At 72.2% G+C, this 18,871-nt stretch carries 19 protein-coding genes and 1 riboswitch; of the genes, 11 read left to right on the top strand and 8 right to left on the bottom strand.

Annotation, left to right across the window (positions count from 1 at the left end):
* Positions 1 to 340 precede the first annotated feature (340 nt).
* The gene (locus GA0074692_RS36740) at positions 341 to 844 is read left to right on the top strand and encodes an LppU/SCO3897 family protein (RefSeq protein WP_425413400.1); all 504 of its coding nucleotides are present in this window, start codon (positions 341 to 343) and stop codon (positions 842 to 844) included.
* Positions 845 to 1,069: 225 nt separating this feature from the next.
* A complete protein-coding gene (locus GA0074692_RS25380; protein ID WP_091648325.1) occupies positions 1,070 to 2,317 on the top strand; it encodes an ATP-binding protein in 1,248 nt (415 codons plus the stop codon).
* 65 nt (positions 2,318 to 2,382) lie between these two features.
* On the opposite strand, the gene GA0074692_RS25375 is transcribed toward GA0074692_RS25380, so the two are convergent.
* Positions 2,383 to 2,931: a GNAT family N-acetyltransferase gene (locus GA0074692_RS25375; protein WP_245730449.1), complete on the bottom strand. Its 549-nt coding sequence runs from the start codon at positions 2,929 to 2,931 to the stop codon at positions 2,383 to 2,385.
* 170 nt (positions 2,932 to 3,101) lie between these two features.
* Here GA0074692_RS25375 and GA0074692_RS25370 point away from each other — a divergent pair, with 170 nt between their 5' ends.
* Both GA0074692_RS25370 and GA0074692_RS25365 read left to right on the top strand, forming a co-directional pair.
* Positions 3,102 to 3,647, top strand: coding sequence for a DoxX family protein (locus tag GA0074692_RS25370; protein WP_091648320.1), 546 nt, complete (start codon positions 3,102 to 3,104; stop codon positions 3,645 to 3,647).
* Positions 3,648 to 3,908: 261 nt separating this feature from the next.
* The gene (locus GA0074692_RS25365) at positions 3,909 to 5,351 is read left to right on the top strand and encodes a glycosyltransferase 87 family protein (protein WP_091648319.1); all 1,443 of its coding nucleotides are present in this window, start codon (positions 3,909 to 3,911) and stop codon (positions 5,349 to 5,351) included.
* A gap of 66 nt (positions 5,352 to 5,417) precedes the next feature.
* On the opposite strand, the gene GA0074692_RS25360 is transcribed toward GA0074692_RS25365, so the two are convergent.
* The 4 genes from GA0074692_RS25360 to moaC all read right to left on the bottom strand — a co-directional run bounded on the left by GA0074692_RS25360 (position 5,418) and on the right by moaC (position 8,199).
* The gene (locus GA0074692_RS25360) at positions 5,418 to 5,858 is read right to left on the bottom strand and encodes a molybdenum cofactor biosynthesis protein MoaE (RefSeq protein ID WP_176738570.1); all 441 of its coding nucleotides are present in this window, start codon (positions 5,856 to 5,858) and stop codon (positions 5,418 to 5,420) included.
* Positions 5,855 to 7,138 (bottom strand): molybdopterin molybdotransferase MoeA, encoded by a 1,284-nt coding sequence (locus GA0074692_RS25355; protein WP_091648316.1) that lies wholly within the window; start codon positions 7,136 to 7,138, stop codon positions 5,855 to 5,857. Before GA0074692_RS25355 ends, GA0074692_RS25360 begins: the two co-directional genes overlap by 4 nt.
* A 102-nt stretch (positions 7,139 to 7,240) precedes the next feature.
* On the bottom strand, positions 7,241 to 7,711 hold the full coding sequence (locus tag GA0074692_RS25350) for a MogA/MoaB family molybdenum cofactor biosynthesis protein (RefSeq protein ID WP_091648315.1): 471 nt from the start codon (positions 7,709 to 7,711) through the stop codon (positions 7,241 to 7,243).
* The gene (gene moaC, locus GA0074692_RS25345) at positions 7,708 to 8,199 is read right to left on the bottom strand and encodes a cyclic pyranopterin monophosphate synthase MoaC (protein ID WP_091648312.1); all 492 of its coding nucleotides are present in this window, start codon (positions 8,197 to 8,199) and stop codon (positions 7,708 to 7,710) included. Before moaC ends, GA0074692_RS25350 begins: the two co-directional genes overlap by 4 nt.
* A gap of 815 nt (positions 8,200 to 9,014) precedes the next feature.
* On the opposite strand from moaC, the gene GA0074692_RS25340 reads away from it, so the two are divergent.
* The 6 genes from GA0074692_RS25340 (at position 9,015) to GA0074692_RS36560 (ending at position 15,251) form a co-directional block, all read left to right on the top strand.
* A complete protein-coding gene (locus GA0074692_RS25340; protein ID WP_091648310.1) occupies positions 9,015 to 11,519 on the top strand; it encodes a putative bifunctional diguanylate cyclase/phosphodiesterase in 2,505 nt (834 codons plus the stop codon).
* A gap of 38 nt (positions 11,520 to 11,557) precedes the next feature.
* Positions 11,558 to 13,045 (top strand): glycosyltransferase 87 family protein, encoded by a 1,488-nt coding sequence (locus GA0074692_RS25335; protein WP_176738739.1) that lies wholly within the window; start codon positions 11,558 to 11,560, stop codon positions 13,043 to 13,045.
* A gap of 10 nt (positions 13,046 to 13,055) precedes the next feature.
* Complete coding sequence (locus GA0074692_RS25330) at positions 13,056 to 13,688, top strand: phosphoribosyltransferase (RefSeq protein WP_091648308.1); 633 nt, start codon at positions 13,056 to 13,058, stop codon at positions 13,686 to 13,688.
* A gap of 23 nt (positions 13,689 to 13,711) precedes the next feature.
* The gene (locus tag GA0074692_RS25325; protein ID WP_091648306.1) at positions 13,712 to 14,137 is read left to right on the top strand and encodes a TFIIB-type zinc ribbon-containing protein; all 426 of its coding nucleotides are present in this window, start codon (positions 13,712 to 13,714) and stop codon (positions 14,135 to 14,137) included.
* 143 nt (positions 14,138 to 14,280) lie between these two features.
* Positions 14,281 to 14,368: riboswitch (ZMP/ZTP riboswitch) on the top strand.
* 21 nt (positions 14,369 to 14,389) lie between these two features.
* Entirely contained in the window at positions 14,390 to 14,881 is a 492-nt protein-coding gene (locus GA0074692_RS36565) for a tetrahydrofolate dehydrogenase/cyclohydrolase catalytic domain-containing protein (protein WP_281199018.1), read from the top strand.
* The gene (locus GA0074692_RS36560; protein WP_281199017.1) at positions 14,817 to 15,251 is read left to right on the top strand and encodes a Rossmann-fold NAD(P)-binding domain-containing protein; all 435 of its coding nucleotides are present in this window, start codon (positions 14,817 to 14,819) and stop codon (positions 15,249 to 15,251) included. Before GA0074692_RS36565 ends, GA0074692_RS36560 begins: the two co-directional genes overlap by 65 nt.
* A gap of 18 nt (positions 15,252 to 15,269) precedes the next feature.
* On the opposite strand, the gene dnaB is transcribed toward GA0074692_RS36560, so the two are convergent.
* Positions 15,270 to 16,658, bottom strand: a complete 1,389-nt coding sequence (gene dnaB / locus GA0074692_RS25315) for a replicative DNA helicase (protein WP_425413358.1) — start codon at positions 16,656 to 16,658, stop codon at positions 15,270 to 15,272.
* A gap of 958 nt (positions 16,659 to 17,616) precedes the next feature.
* On the opposite strand from dnaB, the gene GA0074692_RS25310 reads away from it, so the two are divergent.
* Complete coding sequence (locus GA0074692_RS25310) at positions 17,617 to 18,045, top strand: hypothetical protein (protein WP_141725404.1); 429 nt, start codon at positions 17,617 to 17,619, stop codon at positions 18,043 to 18,045.
* Between the two features lie 84 nt (positions 18,046 to 18,129).
* Here the strand turns inward: GA0074692_RS25310 and rplI are convergent, their stop codons facing one another.
* Positions 18,130 to 18,579 (bottom strand): 50S ribosomal protein L9, encoded by a 450-nt coding sequence (rplI, locus tag GA0074692_RS25305; protein ID WP_091648299.1) that lies wholly within the window; start codon positions 18,577 to 18,579, stop codon positions 18,130 to 18,132.
* 14 nt (positions 18,580 to 18,593) lie between these two features.
* Complete coding sequence (gene rpsR / locus GA0074692_RS25300) at positions 18,594 to 18,833, bottom strand: 30S ribosomal protein S18 (RefSeq protein WP_013289355.1); 240 nt, start codon at positions 18,831 to 18,833, stop codon at positions 18,594 to 18,596.
* Positions 18,834 to 18,871 lie beyond the last annotated feature (38 nt).

The raw sequence follows: 18,871 nt of genomic DNA, 5'->3' as shown, positions 1-18,871 counted from the left end.
CCCACCCGGACGGCCGGAACCGGTTGGACGACGCACCCGGGTGCGGCGATGCCCACGCGGGGCACCAGGGAATCGGGTCGCCACGCTACCGTGACCAGGGCGGCGGCGTCCTGTGCGCGGGTTCCGGCCGCCGACCGATCGCGCCCGGGAGGCGAGCATGGCGAACTACGGACCACCGGGTGCTAACCGGCCGGAGCCGTGGCAGGAGCAACCGCCGAACGGGGCGCACCCCTGGCGCGGTCGACCGGCGGACGAAACGGGTCCGTGGCACGGGCACGGGGCGTACCCGCCGGGCGAGGCGTACCTGTCGGGGCCGTACCCGGCCGAGGAGCCGGCCTACCTGGGGGGCGAGCCGGGCCGGCATCCGGCGCCGCCGACGGACGAACCGAGGTCTGCCGGCGGGCGGGGCCGGCTGGTCGCGGTGCTCGCCGTGCTGGCGTTGCTGGTGCTCGGCGGTGGCGCGGCGCTGTTCTACCTCGCGCGCACCGACACCGACCCGCCGGCCACCGCGCTGCCCTCGGCCACCGCCGACTCGTCCGAGCAACCCGCCACCCAGCCGGACGTCCCGCCGAGCGCCCTCGCGCCCGAGTCGTCGGCCGATCCGCGCTTCGCCGCCGTGGGGGAGTGCGTCCGCAATGAGGGGCCGGCCGGTGGACGGCCGAAACTGCTGGTCACCGAGTGCGTGCCAAAGACCTACGAGGTGCTGCGCCGGTTCGACGGAGCGACCAGCGGCGAGAAGGACGCCGAGGCGAAGTGCGCCGAGGTCGACGGGTACACCGACTGGTACTTCTACAACAGCGAGCTGGACACCCTCGACTTCGTGCTCTGCCTGAAGCTGCGCTGACGCTGCTCCCGGCGGCAGGGCCGACCGCCGGCGGCGTGACGCCGGGCTGGTCAAGGCCGACGTGCCGTCCGCCGCCCGACATCCGCTATCCGAATCTAGGGCTGTCTGGCGTGGACGCTAGACAGCCCTAGATTTCGCTCGATCCCCCGGCCCGGCGAGACACGCCGATGGCGTCCTCTACGCACGTCTAGCTGCGGCGCTAGACGGCCCGATACGGTGCGAGACGTGGATCCGGTCCGCAACCCGTACGCCCCGGGCGCGGGGCAGCGTCCCCCCGAGCTGGCTGGCCGGGGGCGGGAACTGGACGTGTTCGACGTCGTGCTGGAGCGGATCGCCCGGGGCCGCCCGGAACGCAGTCTCATGCTCACCGGACTACGCGGGGTCGGCAAGACGGTCCTGCTCAACACCCTGCGCTCGCAGGCGATCGGCCGACTCTGGGGCACCGGCAAGATCGAGGCCCGGCCGGACCAGTCGGTGCGCCGCCCGGTGGCGGCGGCCCTGCACATGGCGGTCCGGGAACTCGCGCCACGACACCGCGCCCCCGAGCGGATCGACGCCTTCCTCGGTGTGCTCAAGGCGTTCGCCCAGCGGGGCGCGGCCACTCCCACCGGCCGCCGGGGCACCGCCGCGCCGCGCCTGCGGGACCGCTGGCAGCCGGGGATCGACGTGCCGGCCAGCAGTGGCCGGGCCGACTCCGGGGACATCGAGATCGACCTGGTCGAGTTGTTCACCGACGCGGCGAGCGTGGCCGCCGACGTCGGCACCGGCATCGCGGTCTTCATCGACGAGATGCAGGACGTCGGCCCGGAGGACGTCAGCGCGCTCTGCGCCGCCTGTCATGAGCTGTCCCAGATCGGTGCGCCGCTGATCGTGGTCGGTGCCGGGCTGCCGCACCTGCCGGCGGTGCTCAGTGCCGCCAAGTCCTACTCGGAACGGCTCTACCGGTACCAGCGGATCGACCGGCTCGACCGGCTCGCCGCCGACCAGGCGCTCTGCGCGCCGGCCGCGCGCGAGGAGGTCGAGTACGAGCCGAAGGCGCTGGACCTGCTCTACGAGTCCTCCGGCGGCTACCCCTACTTCGTGCAGGCGTACGGGAAGGCCACCTGGGATCACGCGCCCCGGTCGCCGATCACCGCCGCCGACGTCCGGGTGGCCGCCCCCGAGGCCGAGGCGGAGCTGGCGGTGGGCTTCTTCGGATCCCGGTTCGAGCGGGCGACCCCGGCCGAGCGGGAGTACATGCGGGCGATGGCGACGCTGTCCCGGGTCGACGGTGATCCGGCCGAGTCCCGGGACGACATGGACGCGGCGGTGCCGACCGCCGAGATCGCCCGGTCCCTGGAGCGGAAGCCGGCCAGCCTCTCCCCGGCCCGGGACGCCCTGATCAAGAAGGGGCTGATCTACTCCGGGGAGCGGGGCACGGTGGCGTTCACCGTCCCGCACTTCGGCCGCTACCTGCGTACCCAACCAGGCTGACGGTCACCCGAACTGCCGGCGTGGACCCCGCCGAAGCCGGGCGCGGCGCGGGAGCCGTTGACGGGTCAGACCCGGGACCAGGGAGGCGGGAAGACCACCTCGCCCCGGGGCACCCCGGCCTCCCCGCTGGCGCTCGGCGGCAGCACCAGGGCCTGCCACGGCTCGCCCAGCCCGGACCACGGGCTGGACAGTCCCAGCCGGTCCGCCCGGTCGAACCCGAACCGCCGGTAGTACGCCGGATCACCGAGCACCACCACCAGCCGCTCACCGAGTTCCGTGGCCGCCTCGATGGCGGCCTGCACGACGGAGCCGCCGAGGCCGATCCGCTGCCGGTGCGGGGCCACTGCCACCGGCCCGAGCACCAGGGCGGGAAACTGGCCGGGGTCGACGCGTACCCGGGTGAGCAGGGCGTAGCCGACGACCTCGCCGCCGTACTCGGCGACCATGGCCAGTTCCGGAAGCCAGGCGTCGCTGCCGCGCAGCTCGTCGACCAGCCCCACCTCGGGCGGGACCGGCACGTCGGGGCGGGCGAAGGCTCCGGCGAGCACCCGGCGGACCGGGTCGACGTCGGCGGGGCCCTCGGGTCGCAGCCGCAGCGTGGTCACCCAGGGCACGTTACCCGGCCCCGGGCAGGTCCACCCGGGACCGACCGGACGATCGGCGTGGCGGGTCCGGCCTGGTCGCCGACGGCCGGTGACGCGGCCCGACGGCCCGGGACCGCCCGTTGGGGTCAGATCGACGGTTGACGCCATGATCGTGGCCGGCACGGGGTATGACTAAGGCCATGAAACCCGTACGCTCCCTCGCCCGTGTTCTGATGAGCGGCATCTTCGTGGCCAGCGGGATCCGGCAGTTACGCAACCCGGAGCACTTCACCGAGCACGCCAAGCCCGTCACCGACCACATCACCAGCCTGCTTGAGCGGACCGGCGGTCCGGTGCCTGGCAACGCCGAGACGTTGGTCCGGACCAACGGCGCGGTGCACGTGGTCGGCGGGTTGCTGCTCGCCACCGGGCACCTCACCCGCCCCGCCTCGCTGATGCTGGCCGCCTCGCTGGTGCCGACCACTGCCGCCGGGCATCCCTTCTGGACCTACGACGACCCGGCGGCGCGCACCAACCACCAGGTGCACTTCATGAAGAACCTCGGGTTGATCGGTGGGCTGTTGCTCGCCGCGGCGGACACCCAGGGCCGGCCGAGCCTGCGTTGGCGCGCTGGGCACCGGATCGGCCACTCCCGACGCTCGGTGCAGCGGGCGGTCCGGACCGCCCGGCGCGAGACCCGACTGGCCGTACGGACGGCGGCAGCGGCCCGTCGGCTCCCCGGCTGACGGGTCACCCCACTGCGACGAACGACGGGCCACCGCCCGGCTGACCTGGCCGGGCACTCCCTCGTCAAGGGCCTCACCCCCGCTCCAAGGCCGCTAATCACCTGAACCCCCCGCGAGGCGTTAACGCGGTTGAAATGTCAAAAACTGGTGTGGGATCGGACACGGTCGCATAACGCGGGAGGCATCAACGTGAGGCACCGTTCTAGGCTCCGTGCGGGACCTGGACGGACAGGACGAAATTGGTACGGGGGTGGCCACACCATGCCGGCGACCGTCGGGAGACGGACGGACCGTCTTGCCTCCATCCGTCGCGCGGTCCGTGGGGTCGATCGCCGCACGGCCGTACGTCTGGGCATCGTGGCCGCCACGATCTATGCCGCCTGGATCGCGATCGGCTCGTTCGGCCGGCCGTACAACTTCTTCGACATGAAGATCTACCACGGCGCGATGGTGTGGTGGGTCAACGGCAGCGAGCTGTACGACTTCATCGCGCCCGACACCACCCTCGGTTTCACCTACCCGCCCTTCGGCGCGCTGGTCATGGCGCCGATGGCGCATCTGCCGGTCGCGGTCGCCGGGTGGGTCAACGCGCTCGGCAGCACCGCCGCGCTGGCGGTCGTCCTGACCGCGCTGCTCCGGCCGGTCGTCGATCGGCTCGGCCAGCCGCTCTGGTTCGTGGTCGCGGTCGCGGTGCCGCTCGCCGCCGCCCTCGAGCCGGTCCGCGAGACGCTCGGCTACGGCCAGGTCAACCTGCTGCTCTTCGGGCTGGTCATGGCCGACCTGATCGGCCTGCGCTGGCGGTCTCGCCGGGGCACCCGGTACCGCCGGGACGACGGCCCGCTGCGCCGGTTCGTGTTCAGCGGCGTCTGGGCCGGCGTGGGAATCGGGCTGGCCACCTCGATCAAGCTCACCCCGGCGCTGTTCATCGTCTACCTGCTGATCACCCGGCAGTGGCGGGCGGCGGCCACCGCGATCGGTACCGCGGCCGGCGTCACGCTGGGCATGTTCTCGGTGGCCGGCACGGAGTCCCGCGCCTACTTCATCCGGGTGCTGTGGCAGACCGAGCGGGTCGGCGCGGCCGACATGACCCCCAACCAGTCACTGGCCGGACTGCTGGCCCGGCTCTACGACTCGATCGAGACGCCCGGGTTGCTCTGGCTGTCGTTCGCGGTGCTGGTGCTCGCCCTCGGTCTCTCCCGGGCGTCCACCGCCCGCGCGGAGGGCGACGAACTGACCGCGTTCACCCTGGTCGGGCTCACCACGAACGTGATCAGCCCGATCTCCTGGACGCATCACCTGGTGTGGGTGATCCCGGCGATCGTCGTCCTGGCCGACGCCGCGGTACGGCGGCGGGAGGCGAGCCGGGGCCTGACGCAGCGCTCCGCGCCGGCATCGTCGTACGGCGGCCCGCCCGGGGTCAACGGCCTCCGCCCGCCGATCTGGTACCCGACCATGACCGGGTTCCGGCACGGGGCCGCCGCCGTCCTGCTCTACCTCGTCTTCCTGGTCTCACCCATCTGGCCGTACGAGCACCAACTCCCCGAGGTGTCGCACTACGCCGACGGCCTCTTCGGCGCGTTGATGGAGAACTCGCTGGCCCTGGCGCTGATCGTGCTGGTGGCTGCCCTGCCGTGGCGGCCGGGTGCCGAGCCGGCGTTCTACGCCGACCGGCTGGGCCGGCCCGACCTGGTCGCCCGCCGCTGACCGTCGCCCCGGCGGCGAGATCCTGCTCGTAGTCCCGTTCGCCAAGCCGGCGGCCAACCGACGCGGTCAGGGGCAGTTGACCCATTCTTCGGTGCCGTCGGCGAAGACCTGCCGCTTCCAGATCGGCAGCCGCGCCTTCACCTCGTCCACCAGCCGGGCGCAGGCGGCGAAGGCGGCAGCCCGGTGGGCGGTGCTCACCGCCACGACCAGGGCCGCCTCTCCGATCTCCAACGGCCCGATCCGGTGCGACACGGCGACCGCGTACACGTCCGGGTCGGCGGCCACCTCGGCGGCCACCGTACGGAGCACCTCGGCGGCACCGGGATGCCCCTCGTACTCCAGCGCGCGTACCGATCGGCCGTGGTCGTGGTCGCGGACCACCCCCTGGAAGGTGACCACGGCGCCGGCCCGCCGGTCGACGACCGCCGCCTCGTGCGCGGCGACATCCAGCGGCGCGGTGGTGACCTCGGCGATCACCGTACGGTCGGCGGTCGGCTGGACGGTCACGACGTACGCTCCCCGGGCAGCAGTGGCAACGGCACGACCGGTACCCGCGCCCCGGTCTCCCCGGTGGTGTCCGGCCGGATCACCGCGAACCCGTCGGCGCCGGCCAGTCCGCGCAGCATCGCCGAGCCGACGTGCCGTACCGGGTGGGCGGTGCCGGTGGTGGCGTCCAGCCGGACCAGGGCCAGGTGGGTGTAGGAGCCCCGGCCTCGGATCGGCGCGGCCAGGGTGGCGTACGGCAGCACCGGCATCGGTCGGCCCTGGAGGCCGGCGAGCAGCGGAGCCACCAGCGAGACCAGCGCGACGATCGCCGACTGCGGGTTGCCGGGCAGCCCGGCGACGAAGCGGGCCCGGCCGTCGTCGCCGACCAGCCGGGCCAGAAGCATCGGGAAGCCGGGCCGGACCGCCACGGTGTTGACCACGTAGTCGGCGCCTAGGGCCTGGAGGGCGGGGTGCAGGTGGTCCACCGGTCCGTGCATCGTCCCGCCGGTGGTGCAGACCAGGTCGGCCCCTGTCGGATCGGCGCCGGTCAGGGCTGCCCCGGTCGGATCGGTCCCGGTCAGGGCGGCGCGCAGGGCGGCCACGTGGGCCGGGAGCGTGTCGGCGACCGGGCCGACCACGTCGGCGGGACGCACCTGGCAGCCGTACCGCCGCAGCCAGGCCGGCACGGCCGGGCCGAGCGCGTCGCGGACCCGGCCGGCACCGGGTGGGCCGGCGGTGAGCAGTTCGTCGCCGAAGACGATCAACCCGGCCCGGGGTGGCCGGCGCAGAGGTAGGGAATCGTGGCCGCAGGAGGCGGCCAGCCCGATCAGTCCCGGGTCGACCGGGGTGCCGGCGGGCAGGAGTTCCTCCCCGGCCCGCGCCTCCTCGCCGGTCGGACGCCACTCGGGGGCCGGCCGGGGCGTCCCGGCCACCCGACCGTCGGCGGTACGCGTGGACTCCTCGATCCGCAGGATGGCGGAGGTGCCCTCGGGCACCATCGCGCCGGTCGCGATCTCGACCGTCGTGCCGTCCCCGGTCAACGGCTCCGGGGTGCTGCCGGCGAGCACCCGGCCGACGATCCGCCACGGTCCGGGGCCGCGTACCGCCCAGCCGTCCACGCTGGAGGTCGGAAAGGCGGGCAGGTCGGTACGGGGGGTCAGCGGCTCGGCGAGGGTGTGCCCGTCGGCCTCGGCGAGCGGTCGGGTGACCACGGAAAGCGCGGCGTCCCGGCCGGCCGCGTAGACCCGGGCGCGGGCTTCCTCCCAGCCGACCGGCAAGGTCGCGCCGGCCGGGTCCTCCACGGCGGCAGCGGTCCCGCTCGGCTCACGTGTCGCGCTCACACGGACCACCCTATCGGGGCCGTGGGGTGCGCTTTTCCCGCCTTGGCCCGGCTGCCGGGCCGGTCAGTGGTCGCCGCCGCGCAGTTGGTCGACGGTGTGGGCGAGGATCGGGCCGAGCACGGCCAGCCCGTCGCGGGCCCCACCGGTGGAGCCGGGGAGGTTCACCACCAGGGTCCGCCCGGCCACCCCGGCGAGGCCCCGGGAGAGCACCGAGGTGGGTACGGTGCCCCTGCTGTACGCCCGGATCGCCTCCGCGATCCCGGGAATCTCGTAGTCGAGCACAGCGCGGGTGACGTCCGGGGTCCGGTCGGTGGGGGTGACGCCGGTGCCGCCGCTGGTCAGCACCACATCCAGCCCGTCGGCGACCGCGCTGCGCAACGCCTGCCCGACCGGTTCGCCGTCGGGCACCACCACCGGGTCGTCGACCGCGCAGCCGAGTTCGCGCAGGCCGCCGACGAGGATCGGGCCACTGGTGTCGGCGTACACCCCGGCGGCGGCCCGGTTGGACGCCACGATCACGCGGGCCCGGATCACGGTCGGTCCGCCGGCCGCAGCCAGTCGCCGGTCTTGCCGCCTTCTTTGCGGAGTACGCGTACCGCATCCACGGAGGCCGCCGGGTCGACGGCCTTGACCATGTCGACCAGGGCGAGCCCGGCGGTGGCGACCGCGGTGAGCGCCTCCATCTCGACGCCGGTCCGGTCTGCGGTCCGCGCGGTCGCGGTGATCTCCACCGTGTCGTCGGTCAGCTCGAAGTCCACGGTCACCCCGTGCAGGGCGATCGGGTGGCAGAGCGGGATCAGCTCCGGGGTGCGCTTGGCGCCCATGATGCCGGCGAGGCGACCCACGGCGAGCGCGTCGCCCTTGGGTAGTCCGTCCCGGCGGAGCAGCCCGATCACCTCGGGGGTGGTCCGCAGCCGTCCGGCGGCGACGGCCCGGCGGCCGGAGACCGGCTTGGCGGAGACGTCGACCATGCGGGCCGCGCCCGCCGGGTCGAGGTGCGTGAGCTGGGCGGGTTCGGTCACGCCCGTGAGCCTATCCCCGGTACGACGTCCCGGTGCGGCCCGGCAGACCCGTCCCGGGCTCCGGCATCGGCCGGCCAGGGTGGGACTGCGTCGGCCTGGCCTGGATGGTCCGGTGGCGGCCTGGCCTGGATGGTCCGGTGGCGGCCTGGCCTGGATGGTCCGGTGGCGGCCTGGCCCGGGTGGGACGGTGGCGGCAGTGGAGAGGGTCACTCTCGTCGCTCTTTCCCGATACCGGGTTATTGGCCGAAGATACACGGCAACAGGTGTCCCGAACCGGGTCGCTGTGACCGTCCGCCCACTCCACACGATGACCGTACTGGCGATTACTCTCCGCTTCCCGGGCAATTCCGGAGGATCATGGAGTATCCCGCAATGACCGCCATTGACGAGTTGGGTCGACGCTTCTCTGGCCCTCAGTGTCCGGACGGTTACCGATGGTCCGCCACAAGGTGCGGCGCACTCACCCGACCCGCCGGTGTGCATTCGGCAGCATCGGGCGACAGTTTGTATGCGGAGCGAAAGCGGGCGGCCCCGCTCCGCTCAGGGCAGATGGACAGAAAGTAACAAAAGGCCAGACTCTTAACTAATGTTGCATATAGCGACATTTATCGTACCTAACTTGCCATACCCTCCCCTAAGCTGCTGGTAGAGCAGGCAGAGCCGGCACCCCACCAGGGGCCGGAGGGCAGAAAGGGTCGGAGCCATGCGTGGCAGCGAGTGGGAGTGAATTAGACCCGGGAAGCGAAGATTCCCTGCGGTACGCTGCACAGGCCAGCGAACCCCGGGGAAGTACTGTGGCTGTTCTCAGGCGACACATGAATGAGACCGATCGGCAGCTTCGACTGCTTGTCGGTCTCGTCGTCGTGCTGGCGGCAGGGACCGAGGTGGCGGCGGTCTGGGTCGCCGTGCTCACCCGACTCCCGACGACAGCCGGTGACGTCGCGATGCTGGCGATGCTGACCGTGCTGATCTTCCTCAGCGCGTCGACGAAGGCACGAATTCGTATCCGGTCGACCACCCATTCGATCAGTTGGAACGAAATGGCAATCATCATCGGTGTGGCGGTCGCCCCCACACCGTGGGTGATTCTCTGCACCGGTCTCGGCGTCGCCCTGGGTTCCCGCAAGCTGCCCGCCATCAAGATGGCCTTCGGCATCGGCAAGAACGTGCTGGTCGCCGGGACCGCCGGCCTCGTCCTCGTCGCGTTCGACTGGTCCTGGCCCCCGGCCGGGGTCGCCGGCCTCGTCGTCCCGGTGGCCGTCGCCTACCTCGCCGCCGCCCTCGTGGACGACCTGCTCGCCATCCCGGTCATCGCGCTCGCCTCCCGCACCCGCATCTCCCGCCAGTTCCGCAGCAACCTCGACCTGCGCCTCGTCGGCTTCGCGGTGCGATTCGCAGTCGCCCTCTGCACCCTGGTCATCCTCCAGGCCGACACCCGGCTGCTGCTGGCCGTACCGCCGCTCGTCCTCAGCCTGCACCTGGCCTACTCACACCGCATCCAGACCCGCACCGAGCAGCAGGCCTGGCAACGGCTCGCCCGCACCACCGACGCGCTCAACTCGGTGGACCTCGACCGGGTGCTCACCACCGCGGTCACCCAGGCCGCCGAACTCTTCTCCGCCGACGAAGTGGAGGTCGAACTGCACGACGGCCCGCGCAGCGTCCGCGGCAACAGCCACACGATCACCCACGACGGACCGATCGGCGAACCCACCACCGTCGACGGCGCGGTCGTCCCCATCCCCCTCGAAGGACACGAGCGAGGCCTCGAGGTCGGCGTCCTGCGGCTACGCTTCCGCGGCCCGGTACGCCTCACCGAACGCGAGCAGTACACCCTGCGCACCTTCGCCTCGGCCCTGTGCACGGCCGTCCGCAACGCCCAGGCGTACGCCGAACTGGCCCGCGCCGCCGCCGACCACGCCTACGCCGCCACCCACGACGCCCTCACCGGCCTGGCCAACCGACGACACCTGCTCGACCAGGGCAGCGCCCAGCTCAACGGACGCCACGCCGACGGCGTCACCGCCCTCGCGCTGATCGACCTGAACCACTTCAAGGAGATCAACGACACCCTCGGCCACGCCGCCGGCGACCGGATCCTGGTGCAGGTGGCCGCCCGACTGCGCGAGGCGACCCGGGACGACGACCTGGTGGCCCGGCTCGGCGGCGACGAGTTCGCCGTCCTCCTACGCGGCCTGCCCGCCCCGGCGATGGCCGCCCACCGCACCGAGGCCCTGCTCACCGCCCTGCACGAACCCTTCGACCTCGACGGCATGCGGATCAGCGTCGAGGCCAGCGGCGGCATCGCCGCCGCACCCAGCACCGGCGGCATGGCCGAACTGCTCCGCCGCGCCGACGTCGCCATGTACCAGGCCAAACGCAACGGCCAACGAATCGCCAGCTACACCCCGGCCCGGGACACCGCCGACCTCGGTCGGCTCGCCCTCGGCGGCGACCTGCCCCGGGCCGTCGCCGACCACGAGTTCGCGGTCAACTTCCAACCCATCGTCGACCTCGCCACCGGCGAGGTGGTCGGCGCCGAGGCGCTCGCCCGCTGGCACCACCCCACCAACGGCACCGTCGACCCGGCCCGCTTCATCGAAGCCGTGGAACGCTCCGGTCTCCTTCCCGCCTTCGCCGAGGCCGTCCTCGACCAGGCCCTCCTCGCCCTGGTGAGCTGGCGGGAAGCCGGCTTCGACATCCCGGTCGCGGTCAACGTCTCCCCACGCAGCCTGCTCGACGCCCGTTTCCCCGGCTCGGTCCTCGCCCGGCTACGCGCCCACGACCTCCCCCCCGACCGGCTGATGCTGGAACTGACCGAGAACCTCACGCTCAGCCAACTCGACATCGTCGACCGGGTCCTCGGCCGGCTCCGCGACGAGGGCGTCCGCCTCGCCCTGGACGACTTCGGCACCGGCTACTCGTCGCTCTCCCTGCTCTCCCGGATCCCGGTCCACGAAATCAAGATCGACCGGACCTTCGTCACCGACATGGAGAGCTCCGCCGAGGCGACCGCCGTCATCCGTTCCACCCTCGACCTCGGCCGCAGCCTCGACCTCACCGTCGTCGCCGAGGGCGTGGAGAGCGAACCGCAGCGCCGCGCACTCTGGGAACTCGGCTGCCTCGCCGGCCAGGGCCACCTCTTCGCCCGTCCGATGCCCGCCAGCCGATTCCTCGCCGCCCTGCACCGGGGGGCCGGCGGCCGCCCCGGCACCCTCGCCCCACCCCTGCACGACGCCGGCGCGGTGATCCGCCTCGCCCCCGGCCGCCGAGCGAACGGACGGAACCGGACGGACCGTCTGCCACACTCACCCGCGTGACCAGTCGGCCCGTACCCCGCAGCAGCCCGGTGCCCACCATCGGGCCGCCACCGCCGCCCGCCCCACGCGCCCGACGGACCTGGCAGACGATCGACGGCGTGGCCGGCGGACTCCCCCTCGACCTCGGCTTCTACGCCGTCTCGGCCGCCTTCGCCGGAATCACCGCCGTCACCTCCACCCTCTCGCCCCACCGGGCCTGGGGCGCGGTAGCCGGCATCGGCTACCTGGTCGCGGCCCTCCTCGCGGCCGGCCAGCTCCTCGCCCGCCGACGCCACCCCGACAGCCCCCTGGCCGGTACCTCCGCCCGCGCGGCCCTCACCGCCCTCACCTGGACGACCACCACCCTCCTCCCACTCGGCTGGCAGGCCGTGCAACGAGCAGCCGGCCGGACCGACCGGGCCCAGGAAGAGGTCGTCGTCGTCGAACACTCCGGCGCCCGGCTGGTCCACGAGGGCACCCCCTACCTCGGCCACGACGCCATCGCCGCCCTGCCCCCCGGGGAACAACTACTCGGCTACACCCCGTACCAGCCCGGCATGGCCGTATTCGGGCTGCCCCGGGCCGCCCTCGACGTCTGGTGGACCGACGCTCGACTCTGGTTCGCCCTGGCCACCGCGCTCACCCTCGCCCTCGCCGTCCGCGCCCTCCGCACCAGCGCCTCAACCGGCGGCGGACTCGCCGGTAGTGGCACCCTCGCCGGCGGCGGCGCATTCACCAGCGGCGGTACCGGGCACCGCGCCACCCGCCTGACCCGCCCGCGCCTCGATCTCCGCCTCGACCCCGCTCTGCTCCGCGCCGTCCAGGCCGCCACCGTCCTACCGGTCTGCGCCCTCACCCTCGCCACCGGCGGCGACGACCTACCCGTACTCGCGCTCTGCCTGCTCGCCCTCGCCTACGCCGCCACCGGCCGACCGGGCGCCGCCGGCCTCGCCGTCGGCCTCGCCGGGGCACTCAAGCTGCTCGCCTGGCCGGTCGCCCTCGTCCTGCTCTTCTGGGCCGCCACCCACCGCGCCACCGGACGCTTCGCGGCCGGCGCGTTCGGCTTGCCCGCCGCCGCCCTCCTACCCGCCCTCCTCGTCGACCGGGACGCCCTGGTCGAGAACGTGCTGCGCTTCCCCCTCGGCCACGGCCTCGTCACCAGCCCGGCCGCCTCCCCGTTCCCGGGCTATCTCATCGCCAACGCCTTCCCCTCCGGCCGGGCCGTCGCCGCCATCCTGCTCGTCGCGGCCGGACTGGCCATCGCCGTCCACCTGCTGCGTCACCCACCCCGCACTGCCGCCACCAGCGCCCTCGTCTGCGGGTACGGGCTACTCGCCGCGATCGCCCTGATGCCGGCCACCCGCTTCGGATACCTGCTCTACCCGCTCGCCCTCCTGGTCTGGGCACCCGCCCTCCGACTCGCCATTGCCGACGACGCCTCGTCCCTCCGACCCACCACGACCAACGGCGCCTCTTCTCTCCGACCCACCACGACCAACGGCGCCTCTTCCCCCGACTCCGCTGCGAAAACGACCAACAAGGCGTAAACCTGAGGGTATGACCACATACCGCGACCGCACCGAGGCAGGCGAAGCGATCGCCGACCGGCTCGGCGGGCTCGTCGGCCAACCGGACGTCACCGTGCTCGGGCTCGTCCGAGGCGGCGTCCCGGTCGCCCAGCAGGTCGCCACCCGGCTCGGCGCGCCCCTGGACGTCCTGGTGGTCCGCAAACTCGGCATGCCCTGGGCACCTGAGGTGGCATTCGGCGCCCTCGGCCCCGGCGGCGTCCGCGTCCTCAACGAACCGATCGCCGGCCGCCTCGCCCCCGACGACGTCACCGAAGTCGTCCGCCGCGAACAGGCCGAACTGGACCGCCGGGAACAGCTCTACCGAGCCGGCCGCGCACCCGTCGACCTCACCGGCCGTACCGCCGTCGTCGTCGACGACGGCCTGGCCACCGGCGCGACCGCCCGCGCCGCCGTCCAGGTCGCCCGCCACCTCGGTGCCCGCCGCGTCGTGGTCGCCGTCCCGGTCGGCTCCGAAGAGGCGTACGAAATGCTCGCCACCGAGGCCGACCAGGTGGTCTGCATTCAACGGCCCCCCGACTTCGGCGCGGTCAGCCGCTACTACGACGACTTCCACGAGGTCTCCGACGAAGAAGTGACCGAAGCGCTCGCCACGGCTTCCTGACATTCACCAGGTACCGTCGAAACATGCAGCTCACCTGTCCCAAGTGCCACGGAGACATGCGCCAGTACGAGCGCAGCGGAGTCATCGTCGATCAGTGCGGCGAGTGCCGGGGAATCTTCCTCGATCGCGGCGAACTCGAAAAGCTGTTCGAGGCGGAGGCCAACTGGAACAAGCAGCAGGCCGCCGCCCCAGCCGCGCCGACGCCCCCCGGCCAGGCCCCGGGGCACGCCCCCGGCCAGCCCGGCGGGTACGTCCCCCCGCCGCCGCCCCCGCCCGGTGCCGCCCCGCACCAGCCCGGGTACGGCACCGTGCCCCCGCCGCCCCCGCCGCCCGGCTACCCGGCCGCGCCCGCACCCGCCTACGGCAGCCACGGCCACCAGCACCACGGCTACCACGGGCACTACCGCCGCAAGAAGCAGCACGGCTTCCTCGGCGACTTCTTCGGCTGATCCACCCGGCACTCCTCCGCCGAACCGGCCTCCGGCCAGCCCGAACTCCCTCGGGCTGGCCGGACCGGTGCGCCCCCGCCCCCAAGCCGCCCCCGGCCGGTTGGCTGGACAGGGCTGGAGCCAGTCCACGGCGACTACACTGTGGATCGGGCCGCGACTGGCGTTGAGGTGGAGCACCACCGGGGAACGGCCCGGCACCTGCCGTCGATGCCGTACGCCTGGGCAATCCTCCACGTGAACTCGGAGTGACCCATGGCCCAGACGCGTCCAGCTCGGCTGATGGACGGCCGTGACATCGCCCGTCGCATCGTCGACACCAGCTCCGCCGCAGCCGCCGACCTCCAGCGGCGCACCGGCACCGCACCCTGCCTGGCGACCGTGCTGGTCGGCGAGGATCCCGCCTCCGTGACCTACGTCCGGATGAAGCGCAACCGCTGCGAGCAGGCCGGCATCTGCTCCCGGCACGTCGCCCTGCCCGCCTCGACCACCACGGACACCCTCGTCGAGACGATCAGTGCACTGTCCCGGGATCCCGAGGTACACGGCATCCTGCTCCAACACCCGGTCGGGGCACACATCGACGAGCGCGCCGCGTTCGAAGCGATCGCTCCGGAGAAGGACGTGGACGGCGTCACCATGCGCTCCTTCGCCGCGATGTCGTTCGGGCTACCCCGGCTTCGTGTCCTGCACGCCCGGCGGCATTCTCCGGCTGCTCGACGAGTACCAGGTCGACCTGGCCGGTAAGCACGCCGTGGTGGTGGGCCGGAGCGCCATCCTGGGCAGGCCGGTTGGGCTGCTCCTGTTGGCACGGGACGCCACGGTCACCTACTGCCACTCCCGTACGGTCGACCTCCCCGCGATCACCCGGAAGGCCGATGTCCTGGTCGCGGCGGTCGGTCGGCCGCGTTTCCTCACCGGCGCGGACATCAAGCCCGGTGCGGTGGTGATCGACGCCGGATACAACCCGGGGAACGTCGGTGATGTCGACTTCGCGTCCGCCCGAGAGCGGGCCAGCCTGATCACCCCGGTCCCGGGCGGGGTCGGGCCGATGACCATCGCGGTCCTGCTGGCCCAGACGGTGGACGCGGCGACGCGTCAGCTCGCCGTGCGCTGACCGGACGAGCCCAATCCGTCAGACGATGGCCATGTCCACGAACCGCGACAGGTGCAGTTGTGCGGCCACGGTGACGGTGTCGGTCGGTCCATTCCGATGCTTAGCAACAATAAAATCCGCCTCCCCGGCCCGGGGGGACTCCTTGTCGTAGTAATCATCTCGGTGCAAAAGGATTACTACGTCAGCATCCTGTTCAATTGACCCAGATTCGCGCAAATCGGACAGCTGTGGGCGCTTGTCCGTACGCTGCTCGGGGCCACGGTTCAGCTGGCTCACCGCGATGACCGGGCACTCGACCTCCTTGGCGAGGAGCTTGAGCCCTCGGGACAGGTCGGCGACCTCCTGCTGCCGGCTCTCCGTACGCTTCGGCGAGGTCATGAGCTGGAGGTAGTCCACCACGATCATCTTGAGATCGTGCCTCTGCTTGAGCCGCCGCGCCTTCGACCTGATCTCCATCAGGTTCATGCTCGGGGTGTCGTCGACGAAGAGCGGCGCCTCGCTGATCTCGCCCATGCAGCGGGCCAGTTTGGTCCAGTCGTCGTCGGAGAGCTGCCCGCTCCGCAGCACGTGCAGCGGTACCCGCGCCTCGGCCGAGAGCAGTCGCATGACGATCTCGACCTTGCTCATTTCCAGCGAGAAGATGGCGGCAGCCTGATTTGCCCGAATTGCCGCATTTCGGGCAAAATCCATACTTGCTGTTGATTTGCCCAAACCAGGTCTTCCAGCAACGATGACGAGTTGCCCCGGGTGCAGGCCGTTGAGCAGGCGGTCCAGGTCGGAGAAGCCGGTCGGTACGCCGGTCATCACGCCGCCCTGCGCGCCCACCGCCTCGATCTCGTCGAGGGTGGGCTGAAGCATGTCGGCGAGGATGGCGAAGTCCTCGCTGACCCGCTTCTCGGTGACGTCGTAGACGGCCTGCTGGGCGAGGTCGACGATGTCGTCCACGTCGCGGCTGCCGCCCTGGGCGGTGCCGTAGCCGAGCTGGACGATCCGGGTACCGGCCTCGACCAGTCGCCGGAGCACGGCCCGCTCGCCGACGATCCGGGCGTAGTAGGCGGCATTGGCGGCCGTCGGCACGCTCGCGATCAGGGTGTGCAGGTAGGGCGCGCCGCCGATGCGGACCAGGTCGCCGGAGTCGGCGAGGGCTGCGGCGACGGTGATCGAGTCGGCCGGTTCGCCGCGCCCGTAGATCTCCAGGATGGTGTCGAAGATGGTGGCGTGGATGGGCCGGTAGAAGTCGGGCGACTTCAGGATCTCCACCACGTCGGCGATGGCGTCCTTGGACAGCAGCATTCCGCCCAGGACGCACTGCTCGGCGGCGACATCCTGGGGTGGCGTCTTCTCGAACTGTCCGTCCCGCTGGGCCGGAGCGGGTTGTTGCCCGTTGGCCCGTGGTTCCGTTCGCATGTCGTCGGTGACCGACACCGGCTCCCCCCTCCGCTGCGTCGGATCGCGTCCGGCCCGCCGCTGTGACGGCTCGCCGCCGACCGGTCCGGCGATCGGGGGCCATCGCGGGCCGGTCGGGGGCCAACCATACGGAACCCGAGGTGACGGGCTCAAGCAACCCGGTGGACGATCCTCGGGACAACCTGTGGACAGTCGACCCCAGGGTGTGTGCAGCTTGTGCACAACCTGTGGATAACTAGCGGGCAATCCGCGCCGCGACGGCTCTGAGCTGCGTAAACGCTGCCCACAGCTTGTGGAGGAAGATTTTCCTGGCGATTCGGGGCGCGTGTCGTGCCGTACTATCGCGAGCATCGGCTCCGGCTGGCATCGGAGCGCATCGCACTTCGGTGGGGAGGGTCACGCTCCGGCCGTGAGTAACCGGGATTGGGCGCACGAGGAGGTCGGCTGGCGCGAGCGTGCGTCGAGTTCCCGGTGGGTTGGTCCGGTCGAGCCGGGTTCGCCCGCTTTCATGGGCCACCGTACGGGCAGCCGACGCGGCGCCGTGGAGCCCGACCAGCCGGTGCCGGGCGGCGACCGTGTGCCCCGGTGGACGCGGGACCGGGCATCGGACTCGGGTGGTGGTGGTCGGCACCGGCACGAGGCGGCGCATGACGACCGTGTCCTGCTCGGGGCTGACCTCGGCTGGCAAAGCAGTGGGCGTGGGGGCACCGAGGTGACGGGTTGGCCCGGCCCGGTGGGCGGGGAGGTGTCGGCTCCGACACCGACACGGCGCCGTCGACCGCCGTCGCCTGGCCCAGGTCGCCATTCGTTCCACAACCAGCCTCGGGAGGCGGACCCGCACCGACCGGCGGGGCGGGTGTCCGCGCCGTCGCCGCACCCCGTTCCCGTACCGTCGCCGTATCCCAGTTCCGTACCGTCGCCGCGTCCCGCCCCTGGGTCGTCGCCGCATCCTGTTCCGGTGTCGCGGCGGCGCGCGGACCGAATGGGGACGGTGGCGCCGGCCGGGTGGCCCCGAGCAATCGAGGAGGACCTGCGCGACGGGGATCCGGACGGTGGGATCCGTCCGCTGCTCTACACGGTTGCCTGTTACGTGCTGCCGGCGCTGGCGGTTTTCGTCTGGCTGCTGACGTTCAGCGGTCACGTGCCGGCCGACTGCGTCACCGGGTTCACCGGTTGCGATTCGCCGAGGGCGCAGGCGATCGACTCGTTCGTCTCCGGGGCGCCACGGTTCGGGCTGGCGCTGGCGACGAGTCTGCTGGTGGCGGTGGTGCTGCGGGGAATCGGGACGACGTGGCGAACGACGGCGCTGGCGTTGGCGTCGTCGGTGGTGGGTGGTGGTCTCTCCACTGTCCTGATCAGCGTGGTGACGGGCGAGCCGATCGGTTGATCCGACCGCCGTCGGGGCACGTGGTCCGGATGCGGCGAGGGGCCCGCACCTGTCGGTGCGGGCCCCTCGGCGTTGGTGCCGTGGTTACTTGCTCTGGGTCACGTTCAGGTCGAACTTGGCCGTGACCTCGGGGTGCAGCTTGATCCGCACCGGGTACGAGCCGAGCGACTTGATGTGGCCCGGCAGTTCCAGCCGACGCCGGTCGAGGGCCGGGCCGCCGGCCGCCTTGACGGCGTCGACGATCTCGGCCGGGGTGACCGAGCCGAAGAGGCGGCCGCCGTCACCGGCGCGGGCCTTCAGGTTGACCTTCAGGCCCTCGAGCTGCTGCTTCACCTCGTTGGCGTGGCCGAGGTCGCGGATCTCGCGGGCCGAGCGGGCCCGCTTGATGACCGTGACCTGCTTCTCCGCACCCTTGGTCCAGGCGATCGCGAAGCCCTGCGGGAGCAGGTAGTTCCGGCCGTAGCCGTCCTTGACCTCGATGATGTCGCCCGGGGCACCGAGACCGGACACTTCCTGAGTCAGGATGATCTTCATTTCGGTGCCTCCTCTCAGCGGGTGGTGGCCGTGTACGGCAGGAGCGCCATCTCACGGGCGTTCTTGACCGCACGGGCGATCTGGCGCTGCTGCTGCGAGGTGACGCCGGTCACCCGCCGAGCGCGGATCTTGCCGCGGTCGGAGATGAACTTCCGCAGCAGCGCGGTGTCCTTGTAGTCGATATAGGTGATCCCGTCCTTGTCGAGCGGGTTCACCTTCTTCTTCGGCTTGCGCAGTGCCGCAGCCTTGGCCATTGCTCGTGCTCCTGGTTTGCGATCGCGGGCGCTCGGCG

The organism is Micromonospora pallida, from assembly GCF_900090325.1.
Taxonomy (GTDB): domain Bacteria; phylum Actinomycetota; class Actinomycetes; order Mycobacteriales; family Micromonosporaceae; genus Micromonospora; species Micromonospora pallida.
This window is presented reverse-complemented; position numbering and strand designations above follow the sequence as displayed.